Genomic DNA, 13,098 nt, shown 5'->3' on the forward strand with positions numbered 1-13,098 from the left:
ACTCCGGGCGACCCGTCGAACCTGCTCAGCCGTCGGCGCCGGTCGATCCGGCGGACGATCCGCCGCCGGCACCCCCGTTCGCCGGGGCGCCACTGGCCGGAGTCGACGGTGTGGAGCCCGACGACGGCGCGACCGAGGACGAGCCGGACGTCGGCGTCGCCGACGACGAGCCCGACGTCGGCGTCGCGGACGGTGCGCCCGACCTCGGCGCGGCCGACGGTGGTGCGGCCGGCGCCGCCACGTCGGGAGTGAAGACGGCGAGCGCGTCCTCGCGGTCCAGGGTCGGCCCGGTCGGGATCAGCGAGAGCAGCGAGCCGGGCACCGCCAGCGGGGTGATCCCGCCGTAGCCGAGCACCCCCAGTGTCTCCGCCGAGCCGAGCGGATACCGGATGCCCTGCGGGGTGATCAGGTAGATCGTCGACCCGGCGGCACCGGACCCGCTGGTCCCGGCACCCGGCGAGGCTTGGGCGATGACACCCTTGCCGCCGGGCAGCAGCACCGCCTCGGCGGTGCGTACGGCGTCGCGCCTGGTCTGGCGCACCGGCACCAGGCCCGGATCGGTCTCGGTCAGCTCGCTCGGCACCCGGTCGAAGACCTCCAGCGTGGTGGTCGGCGGGCCGCCCGCGCTGCCCGTGCGGTACGTCGCGCACAGCGTGGTCTGACCGGGCTGAGCCCGGTAGAGCTCGGGCATCGTCGGGGGCAGACCGTCCTCCTCGATCCGCTGCTCGACGGAGGCGTCGCTGGCCTGGTTCGGGGTGATGTCGGTGATCCGGGTGCCGTTGCTGACCATCAGCAGGGCGGTGATCTCACTGACCGGCACGAGCCCGTCCCGGATCAGCACGTAGTGCCGTTCGGCGGCCTTGAACACCGAACCGACGTTGTACGACCGCCCCGCCACGTCGCGGCTGGCGGGCTCACCCTCGTCGGGAAGCAAGGGCCTGCGCAGCGGTGGCCCGGCCGGCACGGCGTTGAGCAGTTGCTGACCGACCTGGAGTCGCTCGGCGCCGGCCATCCGCAGCGCCGTGGTGGTCCGCGCCGGGTCGAGCAGTTGGAGCCGGATGTTGTTGGTGATCAGGTAGCGCTGGTCGTCCACCGAGACCAGCACCGCGCGGTCACCCAGTGGGGTGCCTCCGGGCAGAGCACGGTCGATGACCAACCGGGTGCTCGACCGCTGCCGGTCGACCGGATCGGGAACGTCGCAGACCGACCAGGGCAACCCGGTCAGCGACTTGCGGTCCGGCAGCGCGTCCGGTGCCCCGACGATGCCGAGGGTGACCCCGCGCGGCCGGTCCCGCAGCGACGCCTGGGACATCGTCCGCACCGCCGCGCTCGCGTCGTTCACGATGAGGCGCGCCGAGGCGTAGTTGAGCGTCGGGTGCAGCTTGCCCTGGATGAACACGTACGTCGCGCCGGTCTCCCGTTCGATGACCAGGGTCTGGTCGTCCAGCGGCGCCGCGTTTCCGGTCAGCTGGCCGTAGGCGCCCACCCCGCCGAGCACGATGGCCGCGGTGAGCACACTGCCGAAGACGGCCATGCCGAGCCGTCGCATCGGCAGGTTGGTGGTCTCCGGATCGCCCGACAGCAGAGCGGAGACGATGCGGCGGGTGACGAAGCGGTACGCCTGCACCTGATCGCGGCGGGTCCGCATGACTTACCTCCGGCGGGGTGGATCCGCGACGATCAGGTCGGGGTGCCGTCGCGGGCTTCCCTACGATAAGGGGCCGACGGTGGTTCCTCGGGACCACCGTTCGTGGCCGGCACCGGCCGACCCGGCGCAGAGCCGTACCGTGCAGGAGGGACAGTCAGCGATGACGCAGGTTCAGGCGCGACCCGCCCGAGCGGTCACGGACCCGACCGACGTCGCGGCCCGGCCGGCGCCGCCGGCCGAACGGCCCGGCCGGGGACGGGTCGGTCCCGTGTTGGTCGGGCAGCTCGTCGTACTTGAGTTGTGCGTGCTCGGCGTCTGGGCCGCCACGGCCGGACCGGTCTGGGTGCTCGCCCTGGCGGGCGCGGTGGCGGTGCTGATCGTCCTGGCCGCCTTCGCCCGTCGCGGCGGTCGCTGGTGGTTCGAGGATCTGCTGCTGCGCCGACGACTGCGCCGACGCGGTGAGCAGGCGGCGGCGGCGCTGGCCAGCGGCACCGCGACGGACCCGCGGTTGGCCGCGCTCGCCCCCGATCTGAGCGTCATCGAGCTGACCGACCGGGGCACCCGGCTCGGCATCGGGCGCGACAGTCAGGGCTGGTTCGCCGCGGTCGCCCTACAGGCCGCCAACGGCGCGGCGGTCGGCTCGGTCGACGCCGCCGCGGTGGACCGTGCGCTGCGGGTGCTCACGGACTTCAGCGCCCCGGTCTCCCGAGCCCAGGTCGTCGCGCACACCCTGGTCTGGTATCCGGCGCCCGGCGCGCCGCCGGCCGCGCACCGGACGGTCTGGGTGGCGCTGCGGCTCACCGTCCGGGACGCCCGGGTCGAGGCGGTGAGCCGGGGCGGCGGGCTGACCGGCGTACACCGGACGGTGGCTGCCGGGATCGGCCGGCTCGGCAAGGCGCTGACCTCGGCGGGCCTGGCCCACCGGCCGTTAAGCCGGGAGGAGTTGCGTGCGGCCATCGTCTCGGCCGCCGGTCTGGACCTGGTGCCGGAAGCGCCGACGGAGACCTGGCGCGGGCTGCGCGGTGGTGGCTGGACGCACCGCTGCATGGTGCTGCGTGGCGGCACGGACGCGCCCCTCGGCCCGCTCGTGGACGCGATCACCGCGACCTCGGCGCCGTCGCACACGGTGGCCGCGACGGTTTCCGCGGACGGTCGGGTGGCGGCACCGCTGCTGCGGGTCGCGGCGATGGACAACCACGTCGAGGCGCTGGTCAAGGTGGTCCGCGAGGTCGCCGGCCGGGTCGGCGCGGCCACTCGACCGATTGACGGTCAGCACGCTCCGGGCGTCTACGCCACCGCTCCGGTCGCGTCGGCGTTGGGCGGATCCACCCGCCCGTAGCCGCGCTGACCGGCCGGGCACCCGGTCAGGGCCGGAGGTTGACGATCCAGCCGTAGAGGCCGCAGACCCAGAAGGCCAGCGGCACCAGCGAGATGATCAGCAGGATCTCGGCGATGTCGAGCAGCCGGCCCCAGACCGGCGAGATGCGCTTGCCGGCGACGGTCAGGCCGTAGATCAGGCTGATCACGGCGGCCAGCACCAGACCGCCCAGGATCAGGCCGAGCCGGACCGCGAGCGACCCGCCGGCGAAGGTGGCCGCGGCGGCCAGCCCGAGGCCCACGGTGCCGGCCAGCAGCACCGGGGTGCGCTGGGCCCGGCCCAGCAGCGGTCGGGCCCGCAGCAGCGCCAACAGGGCCAGCACCAGGCACAGCAGCACCGCCGGCAGACGCCCGTCCAGGGCAAGCACCAGCTGCGCGCCCAGCACCAACAGGGCGACGGTCCACAGCAGACCGGTCAGGAACTGGTCGGCGCGCTCGCTCTGCTGGAGCACCTGCCGGCCGTCCACCGACTCGCTGTCGGTCTTCAGATCCTCCGGACCGGTCGGGATCGACGGCACCGGCAGCCGGGCCAGCCGGTAGGCCATCATCGGCAGCGCCGGCACCACGCCGAACGCGACGGCCGCCACCACCGCGGCGGAGGCCGCCGCGTCGAGGTCGAGGACCAGGCAGAGCAGCGCACCCAGGCCGGTCGCGGCGGCCACCCCGATCGCCGCGAAGAACAGGGGGTACCGGTCGCCGACGGCCAGCACGGCCACCGCGCCGGCCACCACCGCGGCGGTCGCCGCGAGCAGGACGTGCGGACTGTCCAGTTCGGTCAGTGGCCGATCGCCGGCCAGCAGCAGCAGACCGCCGGTGGCCGCGTGCGCCAGGCCGACCATGGCCAGCACCGCGCCGATGCCGCTGTCGCCGGCGGCCCGGGACAGCACCGCGGCGCCCACCAACAGCGCCACCGCGACCAGCAGTGCGGCCAGCGCGCCGGGCAGGTGTGGGGGGCCGGCGAAGAGCGCGGCCAGGGCGCCGGCGCCGAACGCCGCCGCGGCGAAGACCACCGCGAACGACCGGGTCGCGCCGACCTGCCAGGCACCGGGACGCTGGTTGGTGGCGGTGGCGACCGCGTCCACCACGTCGTCGAAGACGATCTCCGGCGCCGCCGCCGACCGCGGGTTGAAGTACAGCACCTCACCGTCGCGGACGCTGAGCTGCGCAGCGGTACGACCGCCGTCGAGGGGCGCACCGCCCAACCGGGACAGTGCCCACCCGCCATGCCGCGCACCCTCGTCGGCCATGTCCTCGCCGGCGTAGCGCAGCAGGGTGGGCAGCAGGTCCGCCATCGGCACGTCCGACGGCAGCGCCAGATCCATCCGGGTACGCGGAGCCACGATGGTGATCCGGCTCAGACCACCGGTCGCCGTTTTCGTCGCCACAGTGGCCTCCAGGTGTGCGTCCGTGATCGGCTGGCTGCGATGCTGCGGTCCGGGTCCACCGCGCACACGGCAGATTACCTACGATGACGGGCACGTACGATGCCCACCCGCGGGCTGTGTGCCGCGGTCGCACGTCATCAGGGCCGCTTCTGGGGAGGAGACAGCCGTGAGCACGGTGGTGTTCCGCCGGCTCCCGCGTCAGCCGGGGCCGGCCTTACCGCGCGGCGAGGTGCTGCTGGAGTCGCCGCCCGAGCTGCCCGAGCCGACGCCCCGCGGGATGGGGCAGCTGCTCATGATCCTGCCGATGTTCTGCGGGGTCGGGGCGATGGCGTTCCTCTACGCCGGCAAGGGCGGCGGCATGATGACGTACGTCGCCGGTGGCCTGTTCGGCGTCTCGATGCTCGGCATGGCGATCGGTTCGCTGGCCAACAACGGCGGCAAGGACAAGGCCGAGCTGAACGCCGATCGCCGCGACTACATGCGCTACCTGGCTCAGATGCGCAAGCGCACCCGGCGTGCCGCCGAGCAGCAGCGGGCGGCGATGGCCTGGCGGCATCCGGAGCCCGACGCGCTCTGGTCGATCGCCGCGTCCCGACGGCTCTGGGAACGACGGATCAACGAGGACGACTTCGGCGAGACCCGGATCGCCCTCGGCCCGCAGCGGCTCGCGGTGGAGATCGTCCCACCGGAGACGAAGCCGGTGGAGGACCTGGAGCCGATGAGCGCCATCGCGCTCCGTCGGTTCGTACGCGCGCACTCCACGGTGCCCGACCTGCCGACGGCGTTGTCGGTGCGCGCGTTCAGCCGCGTGGTGCTGCGCGGCGACCGCGAGCCGGTGCTCGACCTCACCCGGGCGGCGCTCGGCCAGCTGGCCACCTTCCACGCCCCGGACGACCTGGTGATCGCGGTGGTCGCCGCTCCCGACCGACAGTCCGCCTGGGGCTGGGTGAAGTGGCTGCCACACGCCCACCACAGCGGCCGGACGGATGCGGCCGGCGCGCGTCGGCTGGTCTTCGCCAGCCTGGCCGAGGCCGAGGCGGCGCTCGCCGGTGAGCTGGCCGGGCGGCCTCGGTTCGCTCCGGAGGCCAAGCCGTTGACTACCGCGCCGCACCTGGTCGTGGTGATCGACGGTGGGGAGGTCTCGCCGACCTGTCAGCTGGTGGGTCCGGGGCTGCTCGGCGCCACCGTGATCGACCTCTCCGGCACGGTGCCGCGCGACGCCGGCCGCTGGCTGCTCTGCCTCGACGTCGGTGACGGAAGCGCTCTCGACCTGATCCGGGGCAGCTCGTCGTCGACGTTGGGTCGGCCGGACCGGCTCAGTGCCGAGGCCGCCGAGGGTCTGGCCCGGCAGATCGCCCCCTTCCGACTCTCCCAGCAGCAGACCAGCAACGAGGAGCCGCTGGCCCGCAGCACGGAGCTGCCGGACCTGCTCGGGGTGGGTGACGCCGCGGCGGTGGACGTGCAGAACACGTGGCGTCCGCGTGGTCACCGCGACCGGTTGCGCATCCCGCTCGGTGTCGGCCCGGACGGCAACGTGGTCGAGCTCGACTTCAAGGAGTCGGCGCACGAGGGCATGGGTCCGCACGGCCTGGTGATCGGTGCGACCGGGTCCGGCAAGAGCGAGCTGCTCCGTACGGTGGTGGCCGCGTTGGCGGTGACCCACTCGTCGGAGGAGTTGAACTTCGTCCTGGTGGACTTCAAGGGCGGCGCGACCTTCGCGTCGCTGGAGGCGCTGCCCCACACCAGCGCGGTGATCACCAACCTGGCCGACGAGCTGCCGCTTGTCGACCGGATGCGCGACGCGCTCGCCGGCGAGATGGTGCGCCGGCAGGAGCTGCTGCGGGCGGCCGGCAACTACGTCTCCCGCTTCGAGTACGAGAAGGCCCGCGCGGCCGGCGAGCCGTTGGCCCCGATGCCGAGCTTGCTGATCATCTGTGACGAGTTCAGCGAGTTGCTCGCCGCCAAACCGGACTTCATCGACCTGTTCGTGATGATCGGCCGGCTGGGTCGGTCGCTCGGCGTGCACCTGCTGCTGGCCAGTCAGCGCCTCGAAGAGGGCAAGCTGCGCGGCCTCGACACGCACCTGTCGTACCGGATCGGTCTGCGGACGTTCTCGGCGGTGGAGAGCCGGATCGTGCTCGGTGTACCGGACGCGTACGAGCTGCCGAACGCGCCGGGTCACGGCTACCTGAAGACGGACACCAGCACGATGCTGCGGTTCCGGGCCGCGTACGTGTCGGGGGCGTACCGGGCGCCGGGGCAGCAGGCCAGCGCCTCGCAGGCGCTGGTGCAGCGCCGGATCGTGCCGTACGGCCTCGACTTCGTTCCGGCGCAGGTTCCACAGCTGCCGGTGGACACCACCCCGGAGCCGGAGCAGCCCACCGACGGCAAGGCGGTGGCGATGCTCGACGTGCTGATCGACCAGCTCAAGGGTCGGGGCCGCCCGGCGCACCAGGTGTGGCTGCCGCCGCTGGCCGACCCGCCGGGTCTCGGTGAGCTGCTCGGCCCGCTGGCCGTCGACCCGACCTTCGGGCTGTGCACCGCGTCGTGGCCCGGACGCGGGCGGCTGACCGTGCCGGTGGGCGTGGTGGACCGCCCGTACGAGCAGCGCCGGGACCCGATGATGGTCGAGCTGGCCGGGGCCGGCGGCAACGTGGTCATCGTCGGTCGGTCGCTGAGCGGCAAGAGCACCATGCTGCGTACGCTGCTCGCCTCGCTGGCGCTCACCCACACGCCACGCGAGGTGCAGTTCTTCTGCCTGGACTTCGGCGGCGGCGCGCTGCGCAGCATGGAGCGGTTGCCGCACCTGGCCGGGGTGGCCGGTCGGCGCGATGTCGAGGCGGTCCGCCGGACGGTGGCCGAGGTGGTCGCGGTGCTGGACGACCGGGAGAGCCGTTTCGCCCAGCACGGCATCGATTCGGTGGCGAGCTACCGCCGTCGCCGGGCCGCCGGCGAGTTCGCGGACGACCCGTTCGGCGACGTGTTCCTGGTGGTGGACGGGTGGAACACGCTGCGCCAGGAGTACGAGGAGCTGGAGCAGACCATCACCACGTTGGCCAACCGGGGCCTCGGCTTCGGTGTGCACGTGGTGCTCACCGCCGTGCGGTGGGCGGAGATCCGGATCAACATGCGGGACCTGCTCGGCACCAAGTTGGAGCTGCGCCTCGGCGACGCGTCGGAATCCGAGATCGACCGCCGCGCGGCGATGAACGTGCCGGAGAAGTCGCCCGGTCGGGGCCTGACCCGGGACAAGCTGCACTTCCTCACCGCGATCTCGCGGATCGACGGTCGCCGGGACATCGAGGATCTGAGCGAGGCGTCGCTGTCGCTGGCCGGGCACGTGGCGGCGAACTGGCCGGGCCGCCCGGCGCCGAAGGTGCGGTTGCTGCCGCGTCGGCTGCCGGTGGCGGAGCTGGCCCGGATCATCGACCGGTCGGCGCCCGGACTGCCGGTCGGTGTCAACGAGTCGGCCCTCGCGCCGGTCTACCTGGATCTGGCCAACGAGCCGCACCTGACGGTCTTCGGCGACGCGGAGTGCGGCAAGACCAACCTGCTGCGCCTGATCGCCCGGGGCATCACCGAGCGGTACACCCCGGCGCAGGCCCGGCTGGTGATCGCCGACTACCGGCGTGGCCTGCTGGGGGCGGTGGAGGGCGATCACCTGCTCGACTACGCCCCGTCCAACCAGGCGTTCGCCCAGGGGCTCGGGTCGATCCGCAGTGCGCTGTCCAACCGACTGCCGGGCCCGGACGTGACCACCGCCCAGTTGCGCGATCGCAGCTGGTGGAAGGGTCCGGACCTGTACATCCTGGTGGACGACTACGACCTGGTGGCCTCGGGTGGCAGCAACCCGCTCAGCGCGCTGCACGAGTTGTTGCCGCAGGCTCGCGACATCGGCCTGCACCTGATCATCACGCGTCGGGTCGGCGGCGTGTCCAGGGCGCTCTACGAGCCGGTGCTGCAACGGTTGCGCGAATTGGACTCGCCGGGCCTGCTGATGTCCGGCAACCGGGAGGAGGGCGCTGTCTTCGGCACGTTGCGACCGAGCCCGCAACCGCCCGGCCGGGGCACCCTGGTGCGCCGTCGCGATGGCCAGCAACTGATTCAGACCGCGTGGTCCGAGCCGTCCTGAGCCGGGTCGTCCGTTCGGCAGGGGGTGGTGAGCCGTCCCGGCCCGATTCACCGTCATCCATCGAAGGTGGCCAGCCAGGGCTGCGAGGGTTGGACAGGTTCCGCTACGGTCTTCACAGGAGTGTCCGTCGGTGGGGTGTTGCTGCCTTGCCGCGGGGGAGGGGTGCGGCGAAGCCGCCACCACAACAGACGGAAGGGTGTGAAGCATGGCGTTCGAGGTCGAAGCTGCGACTCTGCATACCGCCGCGAGTGACGTGCGGTCCACGCGCAGCGAGGTCGACGGCGAGCTGAAGAAGCTGTGGAACGTCGTCGACGACCTGGCCATCGCGTGGAAGGGTCAGGCGTCCACGGGCTTCCAGTCGCTGATGACGCGCTGGAACGAGGACACCGTCAAACTGCTGACGGCGATGGACAGCATCGCTGACCTGCTCGACAAGTCGGGTACGACGCACCAGGTCAACGACGAAGAGCAGCAGCAGATGCTGGACAAGTTCCACTCTGCTCTCAACCCGTGATCCGCAGCCGGCAGAGGAGGAAATCGTGACGATCAAAGTTGACTATGCGGTCCTCGAGAGCAGCAACCAGCAGATGCAGGCCATCTCGAAGACCCTCGAGGAAAAGCTTGACACGCTGCGGGCGATGCTGACCAAGCTCCACTGGGACGGCGAGGACCGGGTTGCCTACGAGCAGCACCAGGCGAAGTGGGACGCGGCGGTCCGGGACATCAACCGGATCCTGAACGAGATCGGCGGTGCCGTGGGCATCGCCCGGGAAAACTACCTCACCACGGAGATGAGCAACTCCAAGGTGTGGAGCTGAGCCACTCGCTGGAGCGGCTCCGGTCCGGTCAATCCGGCCCGGAGCCGCTTTGCGTTGGGCTGTGACCTGGGCAGCCCCGGTGCCGGTCAGCCGGCGGCGGGCGCGTCGGTGCGTCGGCCGGGCCGCCAGTCGCGCCGACGGCCCAGGGCGATGATCGGTCGTGCGACCAGCAGCAGCACGGCGAGCAGCCCACCGATGACCGCCGCCCAAATCGCGGCCGAGCGCTGCCAACCCAGCGGGTCGTCGCGCACGGCGGGAGCCGGCAGTGCGACGGCAGGCGGGTTCGCCCGGGTGCCGAGCAGGCTCGACACGGCCCGGTAGGGGTTGACCATCCCGTAACCGATGTCGGCGTTGTGGCCCTCGGGTGGGTTGTCCGCGGTGCGCTCCAGCCGATCCGCGACCTGCTGCGGGTTGAGATCCGGATAGGCGGCCCGGACCAGCGCGGCCACTCCCGAGACGTACGCCGCGGCGTAACTGGTGCCGCCGTCCGGCACGGCGCGGTAGCCGGCGTTCCGGGACGCCGGCCCGATGATGTTCATCCCCGGCGCGGCGATGTCGACGTAGTCGCCGCTGATCGAGGTGCCGACGTGCCCGCCCTGCTCGTCCACCCCGCCGACCGCGATCACCCCGGGGTACGCGGCCGGATATCCCGGCCGGTCCTGGGAGTCTTCCTTCCGGTTGCCCGCGGCGGCGACCAGCACCACCCGCTTGGCCAGCGCGCGTTCGACGGCCGCCGTCAGTTCGGGGCGGGGAATCGTGGTCAGGGACAGGTTGATGACGTCGGCGCCCTGGTCGACCGCCCAGTCGATGGCCTCGGCGATCTGTTCGGGGAGTTGCGGGTCGCTGACCTCGCCGACCTGCGGCAGAACCCGGATCGGCAGGATGCGGGCGGCCGGGGCGATGCCGCTGAAGGGGACGTTGGTGCCCTCCTTGCCGGCGATGATGCCGGCGATCAGGGTGCCGTGCCCGGCCTCGTCGCACTGACCCTGCTGGGCCGGGAGGCCGTTGAAGTCACGACCTTCGAGCACCTGCCCCTTGAGGAGCGGGTGGACGGCGGAGACTCCGGAGTCGATCACGGCCACCGTCACTCCGGCGCCTCGGGACAGCGGCCACGCCGAGGACGGCTCCAGCCGGCGCAGCCCCCACGGCATCTCGGTCAGGTTCTCGTCACCGGCTGGACCGCAGACGGGCGGCGCGGCGATCGCGGGGGTGGGTGCCACCAGGCCGGCGCCGAGCAGGGCCGCCAGCGTTCCACTGAGGACGCCGCGGAGGGCACGTCGGGACGGGGTCGCGCTCATCGGCGGGCATTCGCGCACCCGCAAAGGTTACCGCCGTGTGCCGTCGGGCAGCGGCCCCCGGTGACGAGGGGTCAGGCCCGGGGGCGTGCCTTCGCGGTGGAAGTGTCGGCGAACAGCGCGAGCAGGTCACCGACCTGTCGGTCGGCCTCGGCGGGATGCCGGAACCGGCCGGCCGGGTTGAGGGTGTACTCGTTGCGCCGCCCGACCCGGGTGCGGTGCAGGTAGCCGCCCGCCTCCAGGTCGGCGACGATCGCCTGCGCGGCCCGTTCGGTCACGCCGACCTCGGCGGCGACATCGCGTAGCCGGGCGGTCGGGTCGCGGGCGATGGCCAGCAGCACGTGCCCGTGATTGGTGAGGAACGTCCAGTTCCGCCCGCCGCCGGTGTCGCCCGTCACCGTGCTCGCCATGGTGTGGCCGCCTCTCCGAATGCCTGCCCGCCCTCGCGAGAGTCTCGTCCGCCCTGCCCCCGGCAGGTCGCCCAGGGGGCTACCCGCGTCAACGTATGAAATCTAAATCACGCATCCCTTGACGCATCTTAGCGTGCGTGTGACGGTGGAGCACGAGCCAGCGCCCGCCGCCGGGCCGGTGGAAGAGCCGGTTGACCAGGCGAGACGCGTCGAGACGAGGTGCGGGATGAGTGCTACCGGAAAGTCCGGCCCTCAGCCGGGTTCGCAGCGGACCGCCGACCGGGCGTCCGCGCTCCGCGAGCCGACCCAGGCGTACGCCGAACTGCTCGCCGGCAACCAGCGCTTCGTCGGTGGTGCCCCGCGCCACCCCAACCAGGACGCCGGGCACCGGGCCGCCGTGGCCGACGGGCAGCACCCGTTCGCGGTGATCGTCGGCTGCTCCGACTCCCGCCTGGCCGCCGAGATCATCTTTGATCGCGGGCTCGGTGACCTGTTCGTGGTCCGCACGGCCGGGCACACCACCGGCCCGGAGGTGCTCGGCAGCGTGGAGTACGCGGTGACCGTGCTCGGCACCCCGCTGGTGGTGGTGCTCGGCCACGACTCGTGCGGCGCCGTGCAGGCCGCCCGCGAGGCCGCCGCGACCGGTACCGCACCGAGCGGTCATCTGGGTGCGGTGGTCGACGCCGTGCTGCCCAGCCTGCGCCGGGCCGAGGCCGAGGGCGTGCACGACATCGACGGGATCGTCGACGTCCACATCGCACAGACCGTCGAGACGTTGCTCGGCCAATCCCCGGTGCTCGCCGAGGAGGTGGAGCGGGGGCGGTGCGCGGTGGTGGGTGTGTCGTACCGGCTCGCCGCCGGCGCGGTGCGCCCGGTGGCCGCCGTGCCGGCGAGCTTCGCGACGCTCGACGGCCCGACCGAAGCGACGGACCCGGCCGCGCCCGCCGCCGTCTGACACGACGAGGGCCGCTCCGCGTGACGCGGAACGGCCCTCGACTTGAATCGTGCGGGTCAGAGCAGCGACATGTGCACGTGGTCGGTGTGGTTCGACGGCCCGCTGTACGAACTCCAGCCGGTGGCGGGGAACCAGATCTGCCGGTTCCAGATCACGTAGTAGATGCCGAGCCGGTCGGCGTTACGGATGAGGAACGCGGCCACGTTGTTGCCGTACGTCCGGGTGTCCTCGTTGTGCCACGGGGAGAAGCCGCTCTTCTGTAGCGACCAGTCGCAGGCGCGGCCCTTCGGGTGCTCCCACGGCCCGCCGGAACGGTAGCAACCCACGAACCGGTTGAAGCCGGCCCGCTTGACCTCCTTGTACGCGTGCAGCGTGCGAGGGGTGACGCAGCCGGAGGTGGTGGGGTCGTCCTCGCTGCACGACTGGGGCTTCCAGTCCCCGTCGGCCGTGCGACCCGGGCCGATCCTCGCGACCGGGGAGGTGGCGTCCACCAGGCCGCCGGTGAAGCCCTTCCCACCGACCAGGGAGAGCGCCTTGTCGGCCTCGCTCTTCCGCTTGGCCATCAGGGCGGTCTGCTTCTGCTGCTCCCGAACCTCCGTGTCGAGGGCCAGCTTGGCCTGCTCGGCGCGGGCCTTCACCACGTTGACCTCGGAGAGCTTCTTCTCGTTGACCATGTTCATCTCGTCGAGCACCGCGGCGCGCTGGACGAACGAGTCGGGGGCGTCGCTCTCCAGCAGCATCGCGATCGCGCCGATCCGGCCGGTCCGGTACGCCTGGGCGGCGATCTGCCCGACCTGCGGGGCCAGCGCTGCCAGGTCGGCGTTGGCCCGGTCGACCTCGGCCGCCAGCTCACCCTGCCGCTTCTTGGATTTGTCCAACTTGGACTTTGCGGCGGAGTAGTCGCGGTTGGCCTGCTCGATGACGTCGTTGAGCAGCTTGGGCTCGCCGTCCTCCTCGTGCCCGGACGGCGTGGGGTTCGTCGGGGCGGCGTGCGCCGGGTGCGGCCCGGCGAGCACGGTCAGTGCGGCGATCACGGCCACCACGGGTGTCAACCAGCGGCGTAGGGGTGCCGTCACAA

The 13,098-nt window shown here is 72.4% G+C and carries 10 protein-coding genes; 5 read left to right on the plus strand and 5 right to left on the minus strand.

Features of this window, described 5'->3' with window-relative positions; all coding sequences use genetic code 11:
- Positions 1 to 25: 25 nt before the first annotated feature.
- Positions 26 to 1,648, minus strand: a complete 1,623-nt coding sequence (gene eccB / locus AB0J33_RS03355; protein WP_363609331.1) for a type VII secretion protein EccB — start codon at positions 1,646 to 1,648, stop codon at positions 26 to 28.
- Between the two features lie 160 nt (positions 1,649 to 1,808).
- Between eccB and AB0J33_RS03360 the strand changes: the two genes are divergently transcribed.
- Entirely contained in the window at positions 1,809 to 2,987 is a 1,179-nt protein-coding gene (locus AB0J33_RS03360) for a type VII secretion protein EccE (RefSeq protein ID WP_363609333.1), read from the plus strand.
- Positions 2,988 to 3,012: 25 nt separating this feature from the next.
- On the opposite strand, the gene eccD is transcribed toward AB0J33_RS03360, so the two are convergent.
- A complete protein-coding gene (gene eccD / locus AB0J33_RS03365; RefSeq protein WP_363609335.1) occupies positions 3,013 to 4,410 on the minus strand; it encodes a type VII secretion integral membrane protein EccD in 1,398 nt (465 codons plus the stop codon).
- 166 nt (positions 4,411 to 4,576) lie between these two features.
- Here eccD and eccCa point away from each other — a divergent pair, with 166 nt between their 5' ends.
- The 3 genes from eccCa (at position 4,577) to AB0J33_RS03380 (ending at position 9,360) form a co-directional block, all read left to right on the plus strand.
- A complete protein-coding gene (gene eccCa, locus AB0J33_RS03370; RefSeq protein WP_363609337.1) occupies positions 4,577 to 8,542 on the plus strand; it encodes a type VII secretion protein EccCa in 3,966 nt (1,321 codons plus the stop codon).
- Between the two features lie 205 nt (positions 8,543 to 8,747).
- Positions 8,748 to 9,056, plus strand: coding sequence for a WXG100 family type VII secretion target (locus tag AB0J33_RS03375; protein WP_030329557.1), 309 nt, complete (start codon positions 8,748 to 8,750; stop codon positions 9,054 to 9,056).
- 25 nt (positions 9,057 to 9,081) lie between these two features.
- The gene (locus tag AB0J33_RS03380) at positions 9,082 to 9,360 is read left to right on the plus strand and encodes a WXG100 family type VII secretion target (RefSeq protein WP_363609340.1); all 279 of its coding nucleotides are present in this window, start codon (positions 9,082 to 9,084) and stop codon (positions 9,358 to 9,360) included.
- An 86-nt stretch (positions 9,361 to 9,446) separates the two neighbouring features.
- Here the strand turns inward: AB0J33_RS03380 and mycP are convergent, their stop codons facing one another.
- Entirely contained in the window at positions 9,447 to 10,658 is a 1,212-nt protein-coding gene (gene mycP, locus AB0J33_RS03385) for a type VII secretion-associated serine protease mycosin (RefSeq protein ID WP_363609342.1), read from the minus strand.
- Positions 10,659 to 10,729: 71 nt separating this feature from the next.
- Positions 10,730 to 11,065 carry a MarR family winged helix-turn-helix transcriptional regulator gene (locus AB0J33_RS03390; RefSeq protein ID WP_363609344.1) on the minus strand — a complete coding sequence of 112 codons (336 nt, stop codon included), beginning with the start codon at positions 11,063 to 11,065 and terminating at the stop codon, positions 10,730 to 10,732.
- Positions 11,066 to 11,291: 226 nt separating this feature from the next.
- Between AB0J33_RS03390 and AB0J33_RS03395 the strand changes: the two genes are divergently transcribed.
- On the plus strand, positions 11,292 to 12,020 hold the full coding sequence (locus AB0J33_RS03395) for a carbonic anhydrase (RefSeq protein ID WP_363609346.1): 729 nt from the start codon (positions 11,292 to 11,294) through the stop codon (positions 12,018 to 12,020).
- A 56-nt stretch (positions 12,021 to 12,076) separates the two neighbouring features.
- Here AB0J33_RS03395 and AB0J33_RS03400 read toward each other — a convergent pair whose 3' ends face one another.
- Positions 12,077 to 13,096 (minus strand): hypothetical protein, encoded by a 1,020-nt coding sequence (locus AB0J33_RS03400; protein WP_363609351.1) that lies wholly within the window; start codon positions 13,094 to 13,096, stop codon positions 12,077 to 12,079.
- Positions 13,097 to 13,098: the final 2 nt, after the last annotated feature.

It is taken from the genome of Micromonospora sp. NPDC049645, from assembly GCF_040675155.1.
GTDB lineage: Bacteria > Actinomycetota > Actinomycetes > Mycobacteriales > Micromonosporaceae > Micromonospora.

What these genes read in the sequence shown, in the direction of transcription:
- eccB (WP_363609331.1), bottom strand. Translation starts at nt 1,648, where the DNA reads ATGCGGACCCGCCGCGATCAGGTGCAGGCGTACCGCTTCGTCACCCGC.
- AB0J33_RS03360 (WP_363609333.1), top strand. Translation starts at nt 1,809, where the DNA reads ATGACGCAGGTTCAGGCGCGACCCGCCCGAGCGGTCACGGACCCGACC.
- AB0J33_RS03375 (WP_030329557.1), top strand. Translation starts at nt 8,748, where the DNA reads ATGGCGTTCGAGGTCGAAGCTGCGACTCTGCATACCGCCGCGAGTGAC.
- mycP (WP_363609342.1), bottom strand. Translation starts at nt 10,658, where the DNA reads ATGAGCGCGACCCCGTCCCGACGTGCCCTCCGCGGCGTCCTCAGTGGA.
- AB0J33_RS03390 (WP_363609344.1), bottom strand. Translation starts at nt 11,065, where the DNA reads ATGGCGAGCACGGTGACGGGCGACACCGGCGGCGGGCGGAACTGGACG.
- AB0J33_RS03395 (WP_363609346.1), top strand. Translation starts at nt 11,292, where the DNA reads ATGAGTGCTACCGGAAAGTCCGGCCCTCAGCCGGGTTCGCAGCGGACC.